The sequence below is a fragment of the Pseudomonas sp. FW305-E2 genome (assembly GCF_058782925.1).
In genome coordinates, this window is sequence record NZ_JBYSYE010000031.1 from 20,135 (window position 1) to 40,802 (window position 20,668).

The 20,668-nt window shown below is 50.1% G+C and carries 28 protein-coding genes; 6 read left to right on the top strand and 22 right to left on the bottom strand.

Translation table 11 applies throughout. The features are described from left to right. Nucleotides 1-7 precede the first annotated feature (7 nt). On the top strand, nt 8-652 hold the full coding sequence (locus AC3WLP_RS20005; RefSeq protein WP_143516741.1) for a hypothetical protein: 645 nt from the start codon (nt 8-10) through the stop codon (nt 650-652). A 78-nt stretch (nt 653-730) separates the two neighbouring features. Here AC3WLP_RS20005 and AC3WLP_RS20010 read toward each other — a convergent pair whose 3' ends face one another. The 8 genes from AC3WLP_RS20010 to AC3WLP_RS20045 all read right to left on the bottom strand — a co-directional run bounded on the left by AC3WLP_RS20010 (nt 731) and on the right by AC3WLP_RS20045 (nt 5,398). Beyond that, entirely contained in the window at nt 731-1,234 is a 504-nt protein-coding gene (locus AC3WLP_RS20010; RefSeq protein WP_143516740.1) for a hypothetical protein, read from the bottom strand. A 64-nt stretch (nt 1,235-1,298) separates the two neighbouring features. Continuing rightward, nucleotides 1,299-2,075, bottom strand: a complete 777-nt coding sequence (locus tag AC3WLP_RS20015) for a phage tail tube protein (RefSeq protein ID WP_088513693.1) — start codon at nt 2,073-2,075, stop codon at nt 1,299-1,301. A 44-nt stretch (nt 2,076-2,119) separates the two neighbouring features. After that, entirely contained in the window at nt 2,120-2,566 is a 447-nt protein-coding gene (locus AC3WLP_RS20020; RefSeq protein ID WP_088513692.1) for a hypothetical protein, read from the bottom strand. Further along, nucleotides 2,563-3,036: a phage virion morphogenesis family protein gene (locus AC3WLP_RS20025; protein WP_088513691.1), complete on the bottom strand. Its 474-nt coding sequence runs from the start codon at nt 3,034-3,036 to the stop codon at nt 2,563-2,565. The genes AC3WLP_RS20020 and AC3WLP_RS20025 overlap by 4 nt, the downstream gene beginning before the upstream one ends. A 3-nt stretch (nt 3,037-3,039) precedes the next feature. Beyond that, nucleotides 3,040-3,405, bottom strand: coding sequence for a phage protein Gp36 family protein (locus AC3WLP_RS20030; protein ID WP_088513690.1), 366 nt, complete (start codon nt 3,403-3,405; stop codon nt 3,040-3,042). A gap of 129 nt (nt 3,406-3,534) precedes the next feature. Continuing rightward, entirely contained in the window at nt 3,535-4,479 is a 945-nt protein-coding gene (locus tag AC3WLP_RS20035; protein ID WP_088513689.1) for a minor capsid protein, read from the bottom strand. After that, the gene (locus AC3WLP_RS20040) at nt 4,479-4,937 is read right to left on the bottom strand and encodes a lysis system i-spanin subunit Rz (RefSeq protein WP_088513688.1); all 459 of its coding nucleotides are present in this window, start codon (nt 4,935-4,937) and stop codon (nt 4,479-4,481) included. Before AC3WLP_RS20040 ends, AC3WLP_RS20035 begins: the two co-directional genes overlap by 1 nt. Then, nucleotides 4,934-5,398, bottom strand: a complete 465-nt coding sequence (locus AC3WLP_RS20045; protein WP_256596073.1) for a lysozyme — start codon at nt 5,396-5,398, stop codon at nt 4,934-4,936. Before AC3WLP_RS20045 ends, AC3WLP_RS20040 begins: the two co-directional genes overlap by 4 nt. Before the next feature lie 268 nt (nt 5,399-5,666). Here AC3WLP_RS20045 and AC3WLP_RS20050 point away from each other — a divergent pair, with 268 nt between their 5' ends. Continuing rightward, the gene (locus tag AC3WLP_RS20050) at nt 5,667-5,924 is read left to right on the top strand and encodes a hypothetical protein (RefSeq protein WP_088513686.1); all 258 of its coding nucleotides are present in this window, start codon (nt 5,667-5,669) and stop codon (nt 5,922-5,924) included. Nucleotides 5,925-6,096: 172 nt separating this feature from the next. Here AC3WLP_RS20050 and AC3WLP_RS20055 read toward each other — a convergent pair whose 3' ends face one another. The 8 genes from AC3WLP_RS20055 to AC3WLP_RS20090 all read right to left on the bottom strand — a co-directional run bounded on the left by AC3WLP_RS20055 (nt 6,097) and on the right by AC3WLP_RS20090 (nt 12,967). Then, the gene (locus AC3WLP_RS20055; protein ID WP_088513685.1) at nt 6,097-6,483 is read right to left on the bottom strand and encodes a phage tail assembly chaperone; all 387 of its coding nucleotides are present in this window, start codon (nt 6,481-6,483) and stop codon (nt 6,097-6,099) included. Next, nucleotides 6,470-7,810 (bottom strand): hypothetical protein, encoded by a 1,341-nt coding sequence (locus AC3WLP_RS20060; RefSeq protein ID WP_143516739.1) that lies wholly within the window; start codon nt 7,808-7,810, stop codon nt 6,470-6,472. Before AC3WLP_RS20060 ends, AC3WLP_RS20055 begins: the two co-directional genes overlap by 14 nt. Before the next feature lie 49 nt (nt 7,811-7,859). Further along, on the bottom strand, nt 7,860-9,641 hold the full coding sequence (locus AC3WLP_RS20065) for an ICP22 family protein (RefSeq protein WP_103340231.1): 1,782 nt from the start codon (nt 9,639-9,641) through the stop codon (nt 7,860-7,862). Further along, on the bottom strand, nt 9,641-9,952 hold the full coding sequence (locus AC3WLP_RS20070; RefSeq protein WP_088513682.1) for a hypothetical protein: 312 nt from the start codon (nt 9,950-9,952) through the stop codon (nt 9,641-9,643). Before AC3WLP_RS20070 ends, AC3WLP_RS20065 begins: the two co-directional genes overlap by 1 nt. 88 nt (nt 9,953-10,040) lie before the next feature. Continuing rightward, the gene (locus tag AC3WLP_RS20075) at nt 10,041-11,210 is read right to left on the bottom strand and encodes a major capsid protein (RefSeq protein WP_158249202.1); all 1,170 of its coding nucleotides are present in this window, start codon (nt 11,208-11,210) and stop codon (nt 10,041-10,043) included. Nucleotides 11,211-11,336: 126 nt separating this feature from the next. After that, a complete protein-coding gene (locus AC3WLP_RS20080) occupies nt 11,337-12,131 on the bottom strand; it encodes an ATP synthase subunit B family protein (RefSeq protein WP_088513680.1) in 795 nt (264 codons plus the stop codon). A gap of 98 nt (nt 12,132-12,229) precedes the next feature. Next, the gene (locus tag AC3WLP_RS20085) at nt 12,230-12,565 is read right to left on the bottom strand and encodes a hypothetical protein (RefSeq protein WP_088513679.1); all 336 of its coding nucleotides are present in this window, start codon (nt 12,563-12,565) and stop codon (nt 12,230-12,232) included. A gap of 12 nt (nt 12,566-12,577) precedes the next feature. Continuing rightward, nucleotides 12,578-12,967: a hypothetical protein gene (locus AC3WLP_RS20090; RefSeq protein WP_143516738.1), complete on the bottom strand. Its 390-nt coding sequence runs from the start codon at nt 12,965-12,967 to the stop codon at nt 12,578-12,580. Between the two features lie 284 nt (nt 12,968-13,251). On the opposite strand from AC3WLP_RS20090, the gene AC3WLP_RS20095 reads away from it, so the two are divergent. From AC3WLP_RS20095 to AC3WLP_RS20110, 4 genes are all read left to right on the top strand, one after another. Further along, on the top strand, nt 13,252-13,800 hold the full coding sequence (locus AC3WLP_RS20095; RefSeq protein WP_088513677.1) for a hypothetical protein: 549 nt from the start codon (nt 13,252-13,254) through the stop codon (nt 13,798-13,800). Nucleotides 13,801-13,845: 45 nt separating this feature from the next. Continuing rightward, complete coding sequence (locus AC3WLP_RS20100) at nt 13,846-14,361, top strand: hypothetical protein (protein ID WP_088513676.1); 516 nt, start codon at nt 13,846-13,848, stop codon at nt 14,359-14,361. Nucleotides 14,362-14,929: 568 nt separating this feature from the next. After that, entirely contained in the window at nt 14,930-15,856 is a 927-nt protein-coding gene (locus AC3WLP_RS20105; RefSeq protein WP_179198353.1) for a DUF4238 domain-containing protein, read from the top strand. Between the two features lie 242 nt (nt 15,857-16,098). Continuing rightward, nucleotides 16,099-16,428, top strand: coding sequence for a hypothetical protein (locus AC3WLP_RS20110; RefSeq protein WP_088513673.1), 330 nt, complete (start codon nt 16,099-16,101; stop codon nt 16,426-16,428). A 233-nt stretch (nt 16,429-16,661) separates the two neighbouring features. Here AC3WLP_RS20110 and AC3WLP_RS20115 read toward each other — a convergent pair whose 3' ends face one another. The 6 genes from AC3WLP_RS20115 to AC3WLP_RS20140 form a co-directional block, all read right to left on the bottom strand. Continuing rightward, nucleotides 16,662-17,039 (bottom strand): hypothetical protein, encoded by a 378-nt coding sequence (locus AC3WLP_RS20115; protein ID WP_088513671.1) that lies wholly within the window; start codon nt 17,037-17,039, stop codon nt 16,662-16,664. 69 nt (nt 17,040-17,108) lie between these two features. Then, entirely contained in the window at nt 17,109-18,524 is a 1,416-nt protein-coding gene (locus AC3WLP_RS20120; RefSeq protein WP_088513670.1) for a DUF2971 domain-containing protein, read from the bottom strand. 80 nt (nt 18,525-18,604) lie between these two features. After that, nucleotides 18,605-19,249: a 3'-5' exonuclease gene (locus AC3WLP_RS20125; protein WP_088513669.1), complete on the bottom strand. Its 645-nt coding sequence runs from the start codon at nt 19,247-19,249 to the stop codon at nt 18,605-18,607. A 63-nt stretch (nt 19,250-19,312) separates the two neighbouring features. After that, complete coding sequence (locus AC3WLP_RS20130; RefSeq protein WP_088513668.1) at nt 19,313-19,681, bottom strand: histone-like nucleoid-structuring protein, MvaT/MvaU family; 369 nt, start codon at nt 19,679-19,681, stop codon at nt 19,313-19,315. A gap of 101 nt (nt 19,682-19,782) precedes the next feature. Continuing rightward, nucleotides 19,783-20,334: a hypothetical protein gene (locus AC3WLP_RS20135; RefSeq protein WP_088513667.1), complete on the bottom strand. Its 552-nt coding sequence runs from the start codon at nt 20,332-20,334 to the stop codon at nt 19,783-19,785. 12 nt (nt 20,335-20,346) lie between these two features. Beyond that, on the bottom strand, nt 20,347-20,664 hold the full coding sequence (locus tag AC3WLP_RS20140) for a hypothetical protein (protein WP_088513666.1): 318 nt from the start codon (nt 20,662-20,664) through the stop codon (nt 20,347-20,349). Between the last annotated feature and the right edge of the window lie 4 nt (nt 20,665-20,668).

Below are 20,668 nucleotides of genomic sequence, written 5' to 3' on the forward strand. Positions count from 1 at the left end.
GGCATAAGTGGCACTATCAACATATTGGGAAGGGTGGTTTCCGGACTTTGCCGAAGCTAAGGTAGAGTCAATATCTCCTGTTCGACTTTATTATGGGTATGCCGGCAGGAATGCTTGGCACTCCACCTGGATAACAACATATTCGGAAGGCTGCATGCACGCCTCCTTTAAGTCTGCAGCGGATTTCGTTGAGAAAAAACGAGTCCAGGGGTCGGTGTTTAATATACGAGAGATGCCCGGTATTGCATTTAGGTCATCGGCTGGCGATATTGTAGTTACCCAAATAAATACTACGGAGCCGCTATCGCTGTACTCTGCCAAGGAATATTATCAGTTAGCGCACATTGCGGAATGGAATAAGGATCTAACGCTAGATAGTTATATTAGCCTAGGTGCTCCGATCTACGATGTCGCAAAGTCGTTTTCTTGGTGGAGCAAATTTTGGAGATCCCAGCCACCAGTTAGTAACTCTGTGATTATTTTAGCTACTCGTGATTCTAGTGCCGATTATTCAAGCGATATCCAGGGTGACTTCAAGGCATATGTTTCATATAGCAAGGGGTATAAATACCGATTGGGGTGGCAGAACATGAGTGCTACTATTTCGGCAGAGCCAATAAAACGGATCCTGTCCCATGGCGGTCATTTGTAAGCAATAAAAAAGGTCGGTGCAGAGCTTGCTCGCGTCTGACCGACCAGTTCTTCCAGGAGTGCAGCTAATAAAAAAGTTTTAGTGATTTTTCGTCGAGTTAAGCGACAGCATTACGCTACTTTCAAGGAGTCCCGGAACTCCCTGGATATACATAAATTGCAAAACATTGGTGTCTTTGGTTTTCCATTGCCGGCTTACCGCGTTTGGCATGGTTATGCTCTTGTCTGGAATGCTCTCATAGTATTTATCAAGTTCGGAGAATAGTGACAGCATCTTTTCCGTGCTGTTGATTTGCTTGTTTGCATTCACAGCGATGCGATATGGATTTTTTTGACCCTGAGCGAATATAACCTCTACGCCGCGAACATCGTGTCCAAAGACGGATGCGGTCATTTCGAAGTTTTTGCAAGATAGTATTTGCTTATCTTTGAGCGTAACATCCTTGCATACAAATCCCTTGGATTCCAGGTCGGCCCGATCAGACTTCATCGACACCCCAGCAAAATCCGGTGTTTTTTCCTGACTGCACGCAGCGAGAGTCAAGCCAATTGTTAGCGCTAGTACAACCTTCCTGGAATCCATGTTCACCTCGTAAGGAAAAATTCTCGGAATTTTATACTAGCGCCGATGTAATGGCAATTGGATGTTAATGAGCTACTACGTGCTCTTCTTTGAACATTTTGGACAAGCCTGAGCCAGTGACAAACCTACTAACCTCAACAGTGCCTTTGATTTCCTGAGTATCAAAGTCAGAGGAAACCAGGTTGCGAGCAGCAGCTGGAGACAGGGAAACTTTGTAGTAGGTAACCTTAACCGGTACGTCCGATTCCTCAGTGTTCCTGGCATCAAACACGATCATAACTTTAACAGACGTGTTTACCATGCCTTCAATACGCTGAACGGCTGCTTTGTTGTAAACGACGGTTACAGTGTCACCATCCTCGAACGCGGCAGTGTCAAAAAAGTGAATGGTGCCGTTCGATGCGACGTAATCAACACCATCTTCGAGCGGATCAGTTGCACCCTCGACGGTTACACTTGTCACCGAACTGATAACGCCGTCTACGTTGATGCTCCTGTTTTTATATACCTGTCCGGTGAATTGTGCGCCGGTCTCCGCAATGTCAGCGGTTGCTTTGCCAAACAGGGCCATCTCCATCACTTCTGGGGAGTACGACCGCATATTAATGGTGAGCTCGCCAGATGTTTTGATGATTTTGGACTTGGCAACACCGCCAGTGCCATACACCATGTCCATCATTTCGACTTTGTCCGTCGAAAGGGAGAGGACTGCGGAAGAAATCTGGCCGACGTTAAAGAACCCACCAACAGGTCTATCATTAGCGTCGAGCTTTGAAACAAGGACGCCGCTGTTACCAATGTAGCCAATCGTGGTATCTGGCGCGTTAAATCCAAGAGACATATATTTACCTATTATTATTTTTGTTGTTGGTATTTGGTTTGAGCTCAAACGAGCACTATTCGCTGCGACCAAATCACTGACCAAGCGCTAAAGTCTGACTTGCCGTCAGTGACGCCATTAAATGCTTCCTTGACTAATTGTAGCACGGGAATCTTAGTGTTTGTTTTCGGGTCGCCACGGAAGTTCTCAATCATTTTTGCGATTTCGACGGCGGTGTCAGCGGCGATGGATGACATCCCATGCGTGGCAGGATCAATCTTGCCGATAATCCAGGCTCCAAACATTGCGTCGAGCTCTAGTTTCACTCTGGTGCTTCTGTCAGGGACGTTGCCTCCGCCGCAGGAGAGCAGTATATATGGTCGTTTGCCATCAAGTTTCAAATTCTTTAGGTCGTCTACTTCGAGTTCGCCTGAGAAGAATTTTATGGTTGGGTTTGACGGCAAAGATTCTAGCTGAGCTTTAATTAGTTCAAGGTGGTCAGAGATATTCATGCAAGCGCCTTTTCGACGTTCTTTATTAGTATTCTAACATATTCATTTTTCCACTTGTCCGGGAGGCCACGCTCTTTGCTTGGCAGGAACATGCGTTGTTTAACTCGGATTCCATTTTGATGGGTATCTGCGTATTCCAGCGGTGATCCCAGGACAATGCTAAGCCCGCGAACTTCCCCACTGATGCTGTTGCGGAGCATTCCAGTGTCGAGGAGCGGTTGGCCTTTTCGGTGCTTGATGTCTGGCCACTTCTCGCCATAGGGGTTTATCGAACGGCGGAAGTTGGCTTTGATTCGGTTTTCCCATAGAGCCGCCACTTCCTGCAGGCCTGCCCGAATGTGAGGGTTGCCGGGGCCGAGCTTTTTGACCTTTGCCGCCAGGGCCTGGAGCTGCCTGGTGTTTGCCACGAGCTCAACTGACCTGTCGGCACCGGGCGAGGCTGCTAGGGCTCTGGCGATGATGGGGATCATGGGTCAGGCCCTAAAAATCTTGATGTTGGTGAGCTTTGAACCCGTGCTCGTCTGCCCTGCTGATACGAGGTGGATCTTGCCTGTCGCAATGCCTTCCAGAAACGCGAGAGCGTCTTCGTAGCGCTTCCGGAGGTTCTCACTGTCCGTGTCAGGCCATGCGCTGTATCGAGCGATATCGAGCACCGAGCCACGCACGTCCAGGATGGCTGCTGGGTCTGTCAGGGGTACGCTGATACCGTGCGACCTGATGTAGTTGTCGGCCATTCTTGACGCCCGCTCGATTGCTCTGCTGACTCTGATCTCAGCATCACTCGGCAGATCGTCGTCACCAAACTCGCTTCTGTAATCTTCATAGCTTGCGTAATTCATGGAACAGTTTCTCTTAGCCAAATATTTTAGTTGGTTGCTGGGGTTACCCTCACTACCTGTTTCTTTTTATATAAAGGAGAGAATAGGTAGTGGGGGTAGCCATGGGTCACGGGGCTGTAAACCAGTTGGTTAAGAAAAACTTTCTTTGAGCTTCAACTGATCGAGAGGAATGACATGATGTGTATCGAGATCGACGAAGCTTTCCAGCGGCTGTCCAGCTTTCCAAAGCCTGTACCGGGCAGGCCCAAGGATTGCCTCCTGCTCAGCGGCGCTCTGCGTGCTTAACCAATCTTCATACCCATCTGTGAACGGCGGATCTTCTTCGGTCACCGCGATCATCACTGTCCTGCACCCCGGATGGAAAGGAGGCACCTTTCGGCCCTTGTCCGTCGTCTTGTAGATCTTCCCGTCCAGCGCCCTGCACACCGGGGTGGTGCGTGAGTCGAGCACTGCACTCAGTTGATACTGCTCGAAGCCGACACGCTCAAAAGTCTTGAGTGATGCTTGCGAGGTGACATGCGCAGATGCTGTCCGAACCATCACCTCGGCATTGCGCTTCGCACCCAGGAACGGATTGCCAGGCTCGGCATACAGAGCATCAACTATCTTCGAAGTAGACAGGCCATTGAGCACACCGAGCCTAATCGTCTGCTTCACTTTGATCTGTGTCGCAAGCTTCTGCTCGTCCAGCCACTCGCCCAGGATTTTGCCGTCAAAGGGATCGTTGCTGACAATCGACTCAACCAGCTTCTCGGTGACCATGTCGTTGCTGAAATCGAAGCCTAGGAGTTTGCTCGTAAACGCAGACTCGTAGACAAAGAGGTCACCGAGCTCGCGCTTGAGCGTCTCAGACATCAGCTCGTATTCATCAGCAATCAGCTTGTCGATTGTCACAAAAGTCTTGCGTAGCCTCGCCACGGCGTTCCAATTGCGAGCAGTCATTGCCTCGTCGAGCTCAGCTTTCACCGACGCCTTCAACGCCTGGAGGTGCAGAGCGGCTTGCTTTGCGATCCGGGTGAACTGCCCCCGCATAGCGATTTGATGCTTGATCGTTTTGTCCACCAGGCTCGCCATTACTTCGCCCCCTGGCCGACCTGACGGTAGTATTCCTGTAGCCCTGCAAGCTGTGCCTCGGTCGTGACTATTTGCTCTCTGAGACGTAGATAATCCTGTCCAGCAGTGGCTGTAAGCGCGGGCTCTCTTGCATCATCCAAGCTGGTGGTGCCGGCAGCGGCTGACACTGCAGCTGGGCAGGTGGCACGGACGAGCACGCGCTTAGTGCCAACAGCGAGCTCATTACGCAAATTGTCGATCTGGTTCTTGGCATCCGTCATTTCCTGAAAGCGTTGTTTATCTAAGTCATCCCTGGCCTGCAGAGCCTGAGCAGCCTGCTGCACCTGCATCTGCAAACGGGCCACCTGACTTTGAGCATCGGCAATTTCGACCTGCAAGGAATCCCTGTCCCGCTTGAGCAATACACCGCCCAAGGCAGCCAACAACGTGAACAGAGCGATCATCAGGTACTTGCTCATAGCCCGACCTCACACAAAGCCCTTTCTTCGGCGCGACGACTTACCAGGCCCTTGAGCTTCACACCACCTGCGTAAACCCACTTCGACAACTCAGCACATGCGCCTGCAGGATCACCCGCATTCAGCTTCTTCAGCAGTGTGGAGCTACCGAACTTCGTGCCGCCAACGTTGTAAACAAAAGAGACAAGTGCGGCCCGACGCTCGATAGTTAGATCGACTTTAACCCTAGATTCAACATCCCTTATCGCCACCATGAGATCTTTCTGGAGTAGCGCCTCACATTGCTCGCTGGTCTTGCTCTGTCCTAATTTAGCTGTCGCTGTATGACCATAGCAAATTGTCGGTATTCCTACAGGATCTAGATAAGCCTTTGTCTCGATACCTTCATGAGTAGAAACAACTATAGTGGCGATTGATAAAGTGGCAGCTGCTATCGCAGCCCGCAGCCTGCTAATCGCCATCTTTTGACTCCGCCACTTCACGTTTGCTAGCGCGCTCTTCTCTAACATGCCTCCTGAATGAGAAATAGACACCGAGAACGACGGAAATAGCTGTGAGTATTAGAACCCAGTCACTTAGAGTTACTCCGCAGACTATGAGTCCTGACGCAGTAACGCCAGATAGCTTTGTGGACTCAATGGCCACAGATTGAGAAATTGACATTAGACTTTCTTCTTATTATTATGTGAGTCTATCTTTTTATTGTAACACTTTAATCAAGGACGTGTTGTGAGCCTGAAATCAGCACTTGGGTCAGCAGTCAAAAATTTCGATCCCACCAATCCGTTCCACCAAGCTCTCCAAAAACATGGAGAAAGCGTATACCTCCGCGTGATCGAGCGAGCTACTCAGCATCAACACTTCGCTATCGTCAACGGAAAGCCAATCACAGATATCGCTGAAGCCGTGCGGAAAAAGGCTCTTGAGATACTCGCAGACGAGAACATCATCAAGGGAATGAAGTTAGAAGACGATCTCGGGATTTAGCTCAACCGATTTCTTTGTCCTCGACTTCCTCGCAGGCTTCTCCACAGCAACAGGTTCATCAAGCAGGGAAGCCCCAGGCTCTCCATACCCAAGACCACGCCAGTACCCGTCCGCAGCACTCCCTACATCGACCAACACTCGATCACCGGCCAGCTCCAGCCACACCGCATTTTTACTCATTGTTTGCCCCCAATGTTGGCCAATTGACCGCAAATGGGTCTTGTAGCGTTACATCTCTCAGTGCTTGTCTGTAGACCGCCAGCCTCTGCCGCGCTGCCGTATCAACCACACCGCTGATGTCCTCTTGATCAGGCAATTGCACTCTAAGCTCATCGAATTCAGCTAAAAGCTCATCTCGGGCCTTGAGGACTTCTTGCGTCTTCTCATCCCTGGACACTTCAATGACTAACTCGCCATCAATGATCCGAAGAGATTTTTTCGTGGCAAATGCCTGGAGGGCTTGTTCAAAGTTATCGACCTCAAGGTATTGATCTCCAGGAAGATCACCATAACCATACACATATCCAGCGCAGTCGTAATGCAGCTTATTTTTTGACATAGTATCTGTACCCCTCGCAAGCCCCGGTTACCAAAGGCAGTTTGAAATAGCTTTTATCTAACAGAGTAAGCTGATGCACTTCCATATTCCCGGAGCTTCCGTCAGCCGCCCCAACGCTTCCACTGTCTCCATAATAGACAACCTTGTGTGCCGCAGCATCAATCACCATCCCTGCGAGTTTGGTGTTGAAAGCAGGCAATTTAGAAAAGGTGGTTCCACTATCGAAGGATACACATCCGAAATTGTTGGCCGTAGCCTTCAATCCGTTCACGAAAAGCAAGTTGTTGTGACAGGCAATACTGTGGGTGACAGCTGTAGAATTTACAAAGTACGGAGTCGTAACCGACGAAACCCTATCAGTATCGGAATTATATTTATATTGGATGCCAGCTAAGCCGAAATAGATCAGACTTCCTGCACAGCGGATCGTATCTGGTTCCGGATACAACGATGCAACTTGCCTAGTCGAAGCAACACCCGGAGTAGCTAGATCTATTAGCATTTCATAAAGGCCAGGTGAACTGCCACCAACGGTTCCGACAAAGAAGACACGGCCCGAATCAGTTCTTACAATCGTTGATCCTTGGTCGAGCCCTCCTATAGTAAAACTCCCTGCGAAGTTTCTTTTGGTGTTAGCAGCCGGGGTATAGAGTCTACGCAACGACTTCCAGCAGAACAGATCTTCGTCAGCAGAAACACTAACCGCACTGAAACCCCCGCCAGTCGACTGCGATGACTCACCAGCGTAAGTTGCTGTAACTGCAGAGCCGTTGGCCTGAATGCAATAGATGTTGTAAGCACCGTTCAAAAAGTACAATGCATTATCAGTAACAACAAACCGCTTGTGGCCAAGAGCTGATGCGTTCGAAAAGACCAGATTGAACGAGCTATCGTATGCAGTAATAAATGGCGTTACAGAATTTAAAGTGAAAAGTAGCCCCTTAAAGTACACGGCATCTAGAACCTCACCCGCAGTAGCAGAAAGCCGTGCAACGCTGCTTGTCAGAACACTTTGGTACTTCGGAGTGCCACCATTGATCAGCCCGGCCAGCTCGGAGGCCAAAGAGCTTTCCTTAATGCTTCCGTCACACTCAAAATAATCCTCATAGGTGCTTTCAGGGAGCATTACTATCGTGCCAGTCTCAAGGCCACCACCGGATATGGGCTCCGACGGCTCCAGGATTGAGACAGAAGCTACCGCAGCATCCACAATTTGCTTAATACTAGCCCTTTGAGAGTTACCAGGCCGATGCACATGAATTACAGCATTTTGATTTCCGTCCCAAGCAGTATCGAGATCGCTGGGCCTCTTCTTATTAGTAGTCATTTCAGAATCCGTTTGCTTTGAATGCAAATCTTATTGTGTTGATATTGTATCACTCTTCTACAAGCTTATATTCGAGCAGATCAAAGTCTCTGTAGTTACGAGTGAGCACGAGGCTATCATCTTCCACGTCGATCCACTTCAGGCTTGAATCACCCTCGACCGGGAATACTTTCTCGAATGTAGCCCCAGCGTCAAAGGTGACTGTCAGTGAGACATCGGCGTTGAGGAAGACGGCGAAGTCGCCTCTGGTATACCCATGCGTAACTACACTGTCCAAGGTTATTAGTTTTTCTGAGCCATCGCTGTGTTTGACCCTACGAACATCCTGGCCGGAAAGGATGTACAGATAGTCGTCACCAGCTATGAGCTTGCCGCCCCCCTCACTGACCAAGGTGTAGCCATCGACGGTAAGCTCCACTACCGCTGTAGTTGCGTCTGGACGCTTGATGCTCGCAAAGACACGACCGCCCGACGAGACGACTTCATTGCCCGTGCCGTCGATCAGCAGTGTCACATCGTCGAGCACTGGGCCTGGTGTGACCTGGAGGTTATCCGGATCGATGAGGTACGAGATGGTGAAGTCCGTATTTACCAGCCAATCTTTGTCGCCCAATGTGGCCATCGCTGGGAGCTTGGTGTCACCGTATGTGCCAGCGATATCGAAGATCAGGTTGGTGTCTGTGCCATTGATCCCAGTGAGTCGATCAACACCACTGTCACCTCGCAGGTAGTAGGCACCCAGCTCAGTTTTGAATACGTCGCAAGCGCGGTCGGAGATGTAGTTCTTCTCCACGACCCTTGCAGTACCCTCGGCAAGCTGCTGCTCACTATTGAAGATCACGTAGCTGCCGTCGAACGCTGCAACGAACGTATCGCCATGCTTCAAGACACGCTTGGGTAAGCCGTATACGCCACCGAAGCTGATGGATTTGGTAGCCGTCTCGTCGATGCCAATGACACGCTTTAGCTGCTCAACGAACTGCTCCCAAGCGATGTAGTTGCCGCCGTCATCCACTTCGACGAAATCAAGGCCAGCGATATCAGCGTAAATCGCATCGGGGGCAGAGACCGATCCAGCCATTGGGTCAGGCTTCGCCTCAACGGACACGTCACCTGGTTTGGTCGCAGGATCTTGCTCACCCGGCGATACGACAGACCAGTCACCATTGTCATCCGCAGTGCCGGTGCCGGTCGATCCATCAGGAAACGTGACCGTGATCTGATCGCCTGGATTCGCACCGCTGCCGCCAACGGTTACAGAGCCATCTTGGTTTGGAGTGATGTCATCCACGACTGGCTCCCCAGGCTTTGGAGTCGTACCAACACCAATATCGCCTGGATCGAGATCTGGATCATACGGAACATCGGGAAACTCGACCTCCCAATCACCATTGTCGTCCGCACCGCCGGAGCCAGTCTCCCCACCAGGCAGCGTCACCTCGACATCATCACCAGGGGTTGCTCCACCACCTCCGATTACCGTGCCACCACCTTCTCCAGGCTTCACTTCGCCAGGTTCAGGAGTCGTAGGAGTAACAGGCGTAGGCACTTGGTCAACAACCAGGTCAGGTGCAGCAGGCACAGGCGTCAGCGCACCCGGTGACGTCACCGACCAACCGCCGCTATTACCGACCACACCAGTGCCCACCGAACCATCCGGAAACGTCACAACAATTGTCTGCCCAGGCGCCCCACCACTACCGCCAACAGTCACCGCCCCATCAGGATTCACAGTGATGCCATCAATCACTGGCGAGCCGATCACCAATTTCACAACGCGGCGCAGGTGATAAACAGTGAGGGATAGCAGAGTTCGACCAGGGATATTCATCAGCGAACCTCGTGAATCCAGACCGTCGCACCATCCTCTCCATCGAGCAGCCGCACACTCACCGGACGCCCTCTGTTTGCATTCAAATAAATTCCACCCCTCGCGTCGACTGGCGCGTCGGATTCAGTGACTGAGGTGCCTTCAGCAAGGTGGATTAACGACTTACAGAAGATGTAGATAGCCTGGCCCTGGATGATCTGACTCGTAAAGGCGTTCCCTTGGGTGAGGCCGACTTTGCCGCGAGAGACGCCAGGTACAACGATTGGCAGGACTGCGCCATTGCGTTCGATTGTTGCAGTTACTTCGCTCATGTTTTGCTCCTGAAATGTGAAAGCCCCCGCTGCCGAGAAGCGAACGAGGGCTTTGATATTGCGGGTGGGCTCTCGCGAGCCCGGTGTATCAGTGACTGCCGACGCGGATTGCACGTTCTGGAGCTACAGCTTTGCATCCGAACAGGATTTCCAGCTTCCAGTGGGTCGATTCCGTAGCGAAGTTGTACGAGCTGAGCAGACGCATGGTTACGCCAGTCACGGGGTCTGTCATTGATCCCATGGTTACGCCAGGAGCGTTAGCAGGGGTTTCAAGCTGACGGAATGCGATGACAAACGCTGACTTCGAGAAAGCGATGTTGAAGCCGTGGTCTTTTGCTACAGCGACAGCAGCACCTGCAGGAATATCCGTTTTGATGACTTCGTGGATCGTGACGATTGCAGAGCCAGTGCCATCTGCAGCAACGTCATTAGCAACAGAGAAAGGACTTTCGACACCAGCTACCTTGATAACGTCACCCCTAACGAAGGTCGCAGCAGGATCGAGGCCCTTGATCACAAGTACACTCGTACCAACGGAGGCGGCGGTCGAGATGGTGGCGGACTGGCTTTCTGAAGCTGTGCCTGCAAAGTGGAACGGTGCCTGGATATCGCTGTAGCAGTTGAGGCCGAACCTACGCCCGATTACGCCTTCTTTCTCAGCCACCTGGTCGCTGCCAGTTGTGAACACACCCAGCAAATCAGCCTCACCGTCGGAGGTCAGGACGAATGTCTTCTCTCCAAGCACTTTGGCGTTGTGAAGTGTTTTGCGCGCATTGATAACGTCTTTTTTATCTAGTGGGTTGGTCGACCCAAGAACGCCAGAGTGATACGGAACTTCTTTCACGAGATCGAAGATAGCTTCATTGATGGTTCGGGCCAGGACGTCCACTGCGGCACCGAGAGCATCAGGAATAACACCAGGCTGCATGCCCGTGAATTCTCGGTCGGACATCTTGAATTCTTTATAGATATGTCGATCCAGCTTCAGGTCGACCTTCTCGACTTCGAGATCTGTAGCAACAGATCCACCAACGCCATGTTCATCTGCTTCATCGAACTCAACAGGCTTGTTGATCCGAATCGACTCACCGACCTTTTTCGACTCGTCTGCCGTGTTTACGGTAATCAATCCGGGCATAGTCAACTGACCACGAAGGCGTGACATAGCTACAGGGAGGATAGTTTCGTTGATCAGTGCTTCAAAATCGTTCCCATAAGCTGGAAGAACAACGAGTGCATTACTTTGCGTCATTTGCATACCCATTTATTGTTATTTTTGTTTTGGTATTTTTGAGATATCTGTTGCTCACAGAGCAAAACAGCCGCTGGCCCGACCAGCTTGGGAACTGGGACTCAGGGTGAGCCCCAGGGTGTAACTCTTTACTCAGCTAATGACGATTTCGCCCTTAGCCCTTTTGGCAAACAGTTCAGTTTGTTCTTGAGCAGTACCCAGCATCAGTTTCTGCTGCCACTCTTCGCGAGACATCGTTACGCCAGTGCCACCAGTGCCTTGCTTGCCACCCGACCCAGGCATGGACTTGAAATAGTGTTGCTTAGTTTGAGTCAGGCCCTCAATCCATTCTTTCGGAGTCAGCGCACGGCCAGCTTTGCCCATTGCAACATTACCGTGTTGGTCACGGCTAACCAGTTCGCCATTATCAGTAAGCTCCCACGAGCCACCGGCCAGGTTGATCAGGTCATCAATAGCGGACGGTTGGAAGAACTCATTCTTCAGTGCTTCATTACCGATGAGTTGTTTGATTTGAAATTGCTTCAGTCGACCTTTCTCGGATTCAACAGCTTTACGCAGTTCTTCTTTCTCAGCCTGTTCGGCTTGGAGGCGCTCTTGCCACGTAGCATTTGCAGCGTTGACTCTTTTATCCAAAAGTGCCTGGAAATCCAGCTTCCCTGATTTCAATGCAGCCTGGTCGGCCTCATCCTCTGCTTGAGCAAGAATTGCATTCAGTTGATCCTGGACTTTCTTCTTCTCTGCCAGAATCTCAGCATTCTTTGACCTCAAACCGCCAGTTTCAGCTGCGACAGCTTTAGCCAGTTCGGCGCGAAGGGTTTCTTGGAATTCTGGAGTTTCGGTGATGGGTGTTGGTTGAGCCCCTGGCTCTGGGTTGCCTTCTTCGCCATAAGCTTTGAAAAGGACAAGACCACTGTGCTTCTGCAACATTGATTAAATCCCCCGAGGATTCTTATTATTGTTTTATGTTGTAAAGCCATAATATCATAAAAAATGGCATGGGGGATTTTTTGGAAATTAACTCTTGACTAAACCACTGCTTTCAAAATTCGTTCTCTTTCATTGATTTCTATCCCCTGCACAGCGGCCAAAAAGTCATTGACTATCTGAACCTTCCCATCCTTAGCATCTTGTAGAACCGATACAATCATGTCACCATCAACCATCGCCCCGAAGATTTCCTCCGATGGATTCCCTCCAATGACGGATGCTTCCCACAGCCTATACAGGTCGTAACCCTTCATACCGACTATGAAATTAGCCATGAGATACAGAGTGTTTCTCAGCCCGGTGGAATGATCCCCAAGCCGGAATGCCTCTTGAGCCTGGATATAGATTTCATGTTGCTGAGCGAACCTACTCATCGTTTCTCCTTTTTATTCTTCGATGATCTGTGCCAATACTTCCCAGGCGAGCCATCTCAAACTCTTTGGCTCAGTAAAACTCTGTACATCAAACACAAAACGGATTCCGTCAAATACGAGATCCCTAGCATGAATCAACTCGCCCATTATAAGACGCTCAATCAGATCCATACTCTCCGGACAACCCGCCTCGGCATAATCAGCCAGCAGTTCAAGGTGCCGTTTTTTGTCAAAGCGAAAAATACCCAAGGCCGGGTAATGTTTACGCTCTGAATCAAACCCACCTACCAGGCGGATAGCGCAAATTTCTTCTGTTTCCGGTGTCAAAGCTCGGATTGTGACTGTCTGCATATTACTACCTGAGAGCTTCGGCTCTTCTTCTAATATTTGTATTTTATCCATGGAGCTTTAACTGGATCAAATATATTTTTAGTCTTCGGATTGGTCGTTCATTAAGACAGGCTTGTAACGTAAATTTTGTCATGTAACACAGCCGCTGTTACAATCCATTTTTCGCGTTACACCAAAGCCTCTTGAGAGCAAGGGCCCGCGACATCAGAAATACACATTAGTTCCGTGCCACTAGAAAACTTAACTAGCGCACAGCTGCGATGTTGAATTGCCATCACCCTTGTGTTAAAAATTCTCCGCCACATACGTGATACAAACACAAAGGAATGCTGTACGTGAAAAAGATTGCGCTCGCTCTTGCCGTTGTCATGCTGACCGCTTGCGGTGAATCCAAGGTAACCGAAGTCGATGGCACTACCTCGGCCTCTGCTGATCAGTCGCTCAAGGCGATGATGAAAGGCATGAAAGATAACGAATATCTTGAGATGGCTGGCAACATTAAGATGCTTCACTCTCGCTATGCCGGTGAGGAGTTCGCCAGAGTCCTGAACGGCAAGGACATGGACGAATTCAATGCTGAAGTGGCAGACACCAAGAAGTTCTTCATTCAGCGTGGCAAAGAGCGCGCCACTGCCCAGCTTCAAGCCGACATCGACGAGCTGACGCAAAAGAACCAGGAGTTCACCGATTTCCGCATCCAGAGCGGCGACACTTCGTTCGACCCTGCGAATCACCCGTTCACGTCCAAGAACCTGAGCCGCATCGAGAACTACAAACAGAAGCAGGCGACCCTGGCTTCGCTGAGCGATGATGCCTACTGGAAAGAGTACGGCTGCGGCTGCTATCAGTCTTCGCTTGGTGCTACTGCCAATCCGCTGCAGTAAAGTGGTGCGGGCCGCTCACCCTGAGCGGCCTTCCTGGAGCTCAGCGTGAACGGTTACCACGTCACGACGACACGGGGTCACGGCACGACCGTCCTTGCCGTCGAAACCACTCGAGCCCGTGAGCTCGTCTGCCACTGCACGATCTACCCCTTGGGCGACACAGAGGTTGTCTACCCTGTCACTGTGATGACTCTGGCACCCAGGCACCGCCAGGCGCTCCCAGACCTAAAACTCCAGCTCCTTGATTACCTCCTGCAGCAACACCGGGCAATCCTCCTGAGCGCAGGCAACGACACAGTAGGCGGTCGCTTCTCCTGGCAAACCCAGCTTGAATACGCCATGGCCCAGGGCCACAACGCATACCAGCTCGCCGGCAGCCAGATCAGCAGGTTTGACGACAAAGACCTACAAACAGCACTGGCCAAGCCGTGGGGTGAGTGCTTGCCATTGGTGCTGCTATCCAGCCATGAGCTGCCGCTCAGCGTGGCTTACGAGATATCAGTCGAGTACGTGAACTCGCTCAACAAAATTGATGCGAGGGCCGCAGCTGGCTTCAGTTAATCCTGAGTCGAAAGCCAACGGTCAACCCGCTCACGCCTCCCTAGCTTATGAAGCCGAGCGCTGCCAGTCTCCAACAGGCCAAGAAAGCGCTGTCGATCCTCACATGATGGAAACCAGTCGGATATCTTCACACTGCAATGCTGAGAGTCGCTGAGAGCCCATCGGACGATCATGTCTGCAGCAGCCCTGCAATGATCAGCCATCCAGACAGATCTTCCGTCACTACGCCAGCTGCGCTCGGCCAGCACCTCGGTGACATCGAGGACTCCCACATCACCAAAGAACGCAGAGGTATCAGGCAAGTGGATGCCAGCAAGAGAAACTTTGCAAACCCCCGTCTCACGATCCCAGTACGCCAGAACATGCCAACCACCCGAGCTAACCCCAGGAAAAGGGAAGTTGATCGCAGACTTACCAGTGATGTAATGCTCACGAGTAACTCGATGCAGGTCGAGGTCGAACAGGGGCTGATTCATCCTTGCAACCTACCATCGCCATGTGTGCCCGGCAACGTGGTTTGACTCTAAACCTGTCCGCAGAGAAGATGCCTTCAGGACAAGGAGCAAAAATGGACATCAAGCGTGGTAATCACTACATCTGGGCGCATTACCTTCGTGGCTGGTCGCATAACCAGAGAGATGTGTTTCATCGAACAAAAAAGGGCAACATCCAGGCGGTCAGCACAAAAGGGCTCGGTCGAGAATATGAATTCTATAAGCTAACCCCCCTAGACAACGTCGATGTCGAGTTTCTTGAACGCTGGATTAGCAAATGCGATCCTGGAATAAAGAATTTTCACTACGGCTTTCTAAGGAGGATGATTGTATATTCATGCCTTCTTGCCGTGCTTGACCCTGTCAAAGATAAAGAAAAACGTGACGACATAACATTCAACACAATTGAAGAGCTACACACAACAATTGAAAACGACGTCAGACCGACGCTCGACGCATTGAGAAATGGTAACTTTTTGGCTTTAGAAGAAGAAAATGCACTCAATAATTTGATTAGCTATATGGGCCATCAATTTTCACGAACAAAAGTCTTCCGCAATATTATTGACTCGTCGGCCAGGTCAGGTAATCAGACCATCAATGAACTAATGATAAAAAACAACTGGTTTTTGGCAATCCTGGTTGGCGTCAACATGGGCTACAGCACGGCGATGTGTTATGAGACTAAAAATGTGGTTTGGCTCATAAATAATACAGATACTCGATTTATAACAAGTGATAATCCTGTGATCAACGTGCATCCCGAAGTGCTCAATCGCAAACCCAATGGTATACCACCTTCACATACCGACCTATATTTCCCCATCTCACCAACCCTCGGCTATATGGTCAATGACTCAGATTACTGGGGCAAGGGCAAAGTAGAAGCCACCAATGAGATGGTTGTGGCACTGAACAGGCAGATGCTTATCAGGTGTGATGAAACCGTGTATGGCGACAGTATGGAAATCATAAAACAGACAAAGCTTCCAAAAGCGTAGGCCCTCCGGGCCTTTTTCCTTGCCTGAGGTCTGTCAGCAAAGGGCAATGTGAAATTATTTTATGGGTATGCCACTGATATACCCATCTGTATTTTCAGGGGTTGCAGCGGGGGTTTCGCTCTTTCTCTCGTTTTCAAGGTGCATGGTGCAAAAAATATTGATTGATCAGATCTTATCTCAATTGCAATACTAATCACATGCAACGACTGCTCAGCGGTCAATAACGAAAGAGAGATGTGCATATGAACGACAAGATCCCAAACAAGCAAGAAACTACTGAGCGCGTTTATGACTGCGCAATCACTGCCGCTGTTATTGATGCGATTAAGGATTACAAAAGTCGCGGATGGCCTAACAGGGGTGGTTTTTCAGTCGCAGTAGATCTTGTCGACGGCGAATATTATGCACGCTGCAGCTTTTCCAACGACGAAGACATGACCATCATGTATCGTGAGAATACCGAGACAGAGTTAGTTGCATCGATTTACGACCTCACCAACCTAAGAGAGATATCAAGACTGACAAGACTGATGGAGAATGAAGAATGGGTGAATGTAGTACCCAATGATTAACTTCATACTTACGCTACTGGGAAGACACAAAAGAGCTAAGACGATCTGGGACATCCGGGAAGAGCAGTTCATCTTAGCCGTCAACTCCCTCAAAACCCTCCGCGCCACCCCAGAGGGCATTATGAGAATCGACGTTTCAGAGATTCGAGATCAGGTACTGGCCAGCCGGGAGCGATACAAAGAATTTGTGAGGCGGTCTGGCCATTAAATAACTTGACAACAAACACCCTGCATCAAGCGGCTACAGTTGGTGAGCGATCTATCTGCGCTTCGATAAGAACGCGATATTCTTCAAAAAAATCTTTTGGCGGCGGAAGAGCACTCATTTCGCTCAGAACAATTAAAGCATTGAAAACCATTGCTATGCTTTCAAATATCGCAAGCGGGTTGTGTTTCTCATGCTCCTTGAAGTCCTTCATAATGATATCTAGAACGAGCGATCTAAAGTCTGGACATTCTTGGCACGCCCTGATTACCGGCACCACGTCTGGATGTGTAGCTGAGGCTGAAGCTATAGCCCTAGACGCAGCCGCTTCGGAAACACCATTATCAGAGGCCAATGAATCGCCAATATCTATTAGAAGCTTATAATCAACACGAGCTTTTAGCATTATTAGCATCCTTACCATTAGTCATAAACTGTTATTGAAAAAATTCGAGAGCAGATTATTTTCCGACACTTACAGCGGAAGTAGCGCATGCTGAATAGACTTGGTGCCAGGGTCGTAGTAAGCTTGATAGAAATCAAAGTGCTGTCGCCCCTCGCGTTCACAATGAGTTCGAATGACACTTATAGCTTTCATCTTATGCTCAATCGGCGTTTTAATCCCGAAAATAACTCCCACTAAACTTGAGAAACGATACTTCAGTACCCTGTGCTTTTTATCCGTTAGATCCATACCTGACTGAAGCACAAGGCGGTACTCCTTTTCCGACTCCCACTGTGGCAGCTTTGAAGTAAGTGAGAAATTGAATTTCTCCCAGTGTTCAGTGCGTAGCTGTTCAGAGTCAGTTCGATACCACTCACTGGTGGTGCTCAGATTCTTCTCCTTATCTGTGTACCAAAAACCGCCCAGGGCCTCGTTAGGAACATTGCCTAATGATCTGAAAAAATCTATTTCAGAGTGTTCCCTATCGTAGTGAACCTCCATAAAAGGCATATGCTGAAAGCTGGTAGTGATACCCCTCATTCCGAGGCCTACCGGCTTATTCATTTCCATGGAAAGGGTTGGTTCTGAACCCGAGACACTGTACTTTAAGCAAATCCCTTTATGGTTGTCCCCATAGCTCCCCCAAATCGCTGAATTATCGCATTCTTTCATGAAGCATGCGACATACCATTGAGGGTGCATCAAAATTTGTATTTGATCCAAGTAACGTGACGAAAATATATTCGTAAGCTCTAGAAATTTCTTGTTGGACTCCGGCAGTAAAGAGTGGCACTTAATTTCATAACCAGACATGGTCAAAGCAATTTTTTGGTAAGTCTCAAAGACCTTTCCTAAGTCGCCGTACTTTTCAATACCTGCGATTATCGGACTATGAAATTCCACTTCTTGCAAAGGATCAAAAGGTGGGCTGTTGTGCCTGACATCGGTCATGTTATGCTGATCATTGACTGTCAATACAATTGATAAAAATCTATCATGTAGACCAAAAAGATAATGACTTAACTGTGGCTTATAGTGCTTATTATGATTGACTGCAAATGCTTCAGCGTATGCATGAAAAACACTATCACTCTGTAGAAGCCTGTCCATTTCTTGATAAGCAGATAGAAATATCCCATCAAGTTGCTTAGGGTATTGCCATACCGGCAGACTCTTCTCAAGTGGGACACCACGAGAAACATCATCAATCTGCCAGCTACGCAGAGCAAGCACGAGAAGATAGTGTCTGAAGAAATTCATCCAGACGATTTTATCTCCCGACCAAAAAATCTCTCTATACCCCTCAAGCGGATCATTCAGTTGTTCAGGTGGCGCAAAGTAAATTTCCAGGTTCTCGAGTTCCCCCGGAGCAGCGGCTGAATCCTCCGTTGCATCTTTTCCTAGCAGCCTGTCTGCAGTCCTGAACCTGTACAGATGCTTCTCCATGAATACTCCGCTCCTGGGACATAGGGCCCCGCAGGGCCCATTTGCAGTCAAACTGACATCATACCTCCAGCCCAGCCCGGTCAGCCAGCTCGCAGGATCTCACCTACCAGCACGCCGAGGTTCCTGGCATCGTCAATCCCCCGGTGATACTGGCCTGACCATTCAATACCCCAGTCCTCCACGGCTGGTCGGAGGGCCATTGCACGGCAGTTCAGCACCTTCCAGTGCCACTTCTTCGCGTTCGTGTGTGCCAAGCCGGAGAGCATCCGTTCGCAGCTGTTCCGCTCGGCGTCCATTGCCAGTTGCTTGGCATCGTAATCACCCCATGAGCACCACATGAGGCCCTCGGCTTTGAACGGAGCGAGGTAGTCATTCAGCGCCTGGCGAACCTGGTCGTAGGTGCCGGCACTGTCGACGTCAACCTGGTCAATCGTGGTCAGGCCTTTGCAGAAGTCTGTCAGGACAGGGTTCAGCACCGGGCGAACGAACCATGTGTGCTCGCTGACGATCCTGGCGTCTTGATGCAGATCCAGAACCACCGCGCCGACCTCGATAGTTTCCATTTCGTCGCGATGAACAGCCAGCTTGTGCTCAAGCTTCTGCTCGTCGCTCAGGCCTTCAGGGTACTCATCGCAAGTGGCTTCCAGGTCGACGCAAAGGAGATACCGGCTATCTGCCAGTAGCTCCCGAAACGCCTGGAGGTGCTGCGGTTTCTTGATCTGCATTTTCTTCTTCCATAAATGAAAAAGGGGCCCTCGTGGGGCCCCTATGTTTGTACTCAAAAAGTCTTACTGAGCCAGCCAGCTCTCGACTTCCTGGGCACCGTACTGGCCCTTCCACTCTTTCAGCTGCTTATGGTTGCCACCCTTGGTTTCGATGACTTCACCAGTGTGCGGGTTTTTGTACTGCTTGACCTGACGGGGCTTGCGGTTGACTTTCTCAGGGACAGCAGGAGCGGCACGGCGAGAGGCAGCCTGGGGGTCGAGGATAGCTACGATGTTGCGCAAGCTGTAGCCATACTCACCGAGCAAGTCGCGGAGCTTCTTTTCGAACTCAATTTCACGCTTCAGGCCATCATCGTTTTTTAGGCTTTCCAGCTCAGCCAGCTGAGCAGCGAGCTGTTGTTCGAGAGCGCGGAATTCAGCAAGACGCGACATAGGTATCCTTTAATGATTCGTTGAAGACAGTTCTGCATGTTTGATTACTGTTGACTTTTTGTCAAGGCAAACAGCTATATTTCATGCTTATCCGTAGCGAGCTATGACTTGTCATCAAACGCCCCACTGATCGACCAACCGGGAACGTAAATGATGCTCTTGTCGGGTTTCACATCAGGCTTGGTGTTCTCGTCCACGACTACAGATTCTGGATCAATCCGTTTAGGCTTGTATGTCGATGCCAAGCCAAAGCCAATTTGGACTATCCCACTTTTTTTATTACCAGATCTCTTGGGGGTAGTGGCCGGCCCTTTCGCACGGAAGACAATGGATTTGGTTTTGGCCTTTGATGATCTATTGGGCTTCGGATTTGGAAAATAGCGGGGATACATCTCACAAAGCATCCTGAAGATATTTTCTTGATTTGCTTCCGAAGTGGCGCCAACCCGCTGCATCCTCTTTCTATCTGAAGACACGATAAGCGCAGAGAATGCTGTGAGCTGCTTCTGTGTTTTCTGAAGCTCTCGCGCTCTCGTGTATACCTCTTCCCAGGCTGTACGCAGCCGCTTATACAGCTCCGGCCCCCACTGCACTTCAGTGTTGAGGCCGAGAGGAGCTACCAGATCCTTGAAGTGCGAAGGAAGCTGCGACATCTGATTCTCTCCTTAGAGGTGACGTAGATAGATTGCCTCACGCAAAGCAGCTCGCTCAGCCTGGCTGATCAGACCTGAAAAAGGCGATGACTGCCGGAGCTCCTGAAGGTGATCGTTGTCTTGAACGATGAATTCGGAAATGCTTTCGACACTGCACTTCAGCACGATCCCCCATTCCAGGACGGCCACCGATGACTCGGGCAGTTCGGCGGCAATCCTTTCGAGATTGGCCTTCGCTACATCCAGCAGGCCAGGATCAGTCAGTAGCTTTTTGGCTACAAGCCTGTGAGCCGCAAGGCTGTACCGGTCGTGCAGCTCATGTACGTTCACAGGC

What these genes read in the sequence shown, in the direction of transcription:
- AC3WLP_RS20010 (WP_143516740.1), bottom strand. Translation starts at nt 1,234, where the DNA reads ATGGATTCCAGGAAGGTTGTACTAGCGCTAACAATTGGCTTGACTCTC.
- AC3WLP_RS20015 (WP_088513693.1), bottom strand. Translation starts at nt 2,075, where the DNA reads ATGTCTCTTGGATTTAACGCGCCAGATACCACGATTGGCTACATTGGT.
- AC3WLP_RS20020 (WP_088513692.1), bottom strand. Translation starts at nt 2,566, where the DNA reads ATGAATATCTCTGACCACCTTGAACTAATTAAAGCTCAGCTAGAATCT.
- AC3WLP_RS20025 (WP_088513691.1), bottom strand. Translation starts at nt 3,036, where the DNA reads ATGATCCCCATCATCGCCAGAGCCCTAGCAGCCTCGCCCGGTGCCGAC.
- AC3WLP_RS20030 (WP_088513690.1), bottom strand. Translation starts at nt 3,405, where the DNA reads ATGAATTACGCAAGCTATGAAGATTACAGAAGCGAGTTTGGTGACGAC.
- AC3WLP_RS20035 (WP_088513689.1), bottom strand. Translation starts at nt 4,479, where the DNA reads ATGGCGAGCCTGGTGGACAAAACGATCAAGCATCAAATCGCTATGCGG.
- AC3WLP_RS20040 (WP_088513688.1), bottom strand. Translation starts at nt 4,937, where the DNA reads ATGAGCAAGTACCTGATGATCGCTCTGTTCACGTTGTTGGCTGCCTTG.
- AC3WLP_RS20045 (WP_256596073.1), bottom strand. Translation starts at nt 5,398, where the DNA reads ATGGCGATTAGCAGGCTGCGGGCTGCGATAGCAGCTGCCACTTTATCA.
- AC3WLP_RS20055 (WP_088513685.1), bottom strand. Translation starts at nt 6,483, where the DNA reads ATGTCAAAAAATAAGCTGCATTACGACTGCGCTGGATATGTGTATGGT.
- AC3WLP_RS20060 (WP_143516739.1), bottom strand. Translation starts at nt 7,810, where the DNA reads ATGACTACTAATAAGAAGAGGCCCAGCGATCTCGATACTGCTTGGGAC.
- AC3WLP_RS20065 (WP_103340231.1), bottom strand. Translation starts at nt 9,641, where the DNA reads ATGAATATCCCTGGTCGAACTCTGCTATCCCTCACTGTTTATCACCTG.
- AC3WLP_RS20070 (WP_088513682.1), bottom strand. Translation starts at nt 9,952, where the DNA reads ATGAGCGAAGTAACTGCAACAATCGAACGCAATGGCGCAGTCCTGCCA.
- AC3WLP_RS20075 (WP_158249202.1), bottom strand. Translation starts at nt 11,210, where the DNA reads ATGCAAATGACGCAAAGTAATGCACTCGTTGTTCTTCCAGCTTATGGG.
- AC3WLP_RS20080 (WP_088513680.1), bottom strand. Translation starts at nt 12,131, where the DNA reads ATGTTGCAGAAGCACAGTGGTCTTGTCCTTTTCAAAGCTTATGGCGAA.
- AC3WLP_RS20085 (WP_088513679.1), bottom strand. Translation starts at nt 12,565, where the DNA reads ATGAGTAGGTTCGCTCAGCAACATGAAATCTATATCCAGGCTCAAGAG.
- AC3WLP_RS20090 (WP_143516738.1), bottom strand. Translation starts at nt 12,967, where the DNA reads ATGGATAAAATACAAATATTAGAAGAAGAGCCGAAGCTCTCAGGTAGT.
- AC3WLP_RS20105 (WP_179198353.1), top strand. Translation starts at nt 14,930, where the DNA reads ATGGACATCAAGCGTGGTAATCACTACATCTGGGCGCATTACCTTCGT.
- AC3WLP_RS20110 (WP_088513673.1), top strand. Translation starts at nt 16,099, where the DNA reads ATGAACGACAAGATCCCAAACAAGCAAGAAACTACTGAGCGCGTTTAT.
- AC3WLP_RS20115 (WP_088513671.1), bottom strand. Translation starts at nt 17,039, where the DNA reads ATGCTAAAAGCTCGTGTTGATTATAAGCTTCTAATAGATATTGGCGAT.
- AC3WLP_RS20120 (WP_088513670.1), bottom strand. Translation starts at nt 18,524, where the DNA reads ATGGAGAAGCATCTGTACAGGTTCAGGACTGCAGACAGGCTGCTAGGA.
- AC3WLP_RS20125 (WP_088513669.1), bottom strand. Translation starts at nt 19,249, where the DNA reads ATGCAGATCAAGAAACCGCAGCACCTCCAGGCGTTTCGGGAGCTACTG.
- AC3WLP_RS20130 (WP_088513668.1), bottom strand. Translation starts at nt 19,681, where the DNA reads ATGTCGCGTCTTGCTGAATTCCGCGCTCTCGAACAACAGCTCGCTGCT.
- AC3WLP_RS20135 (WP_088513667.1), bottom strand. Translation starts at nt 20,334, where the DNA reads ATGTCGCAGCTTCCTTCGCACTTCAAGGATCTGGTAGCTCCTCTCGGC.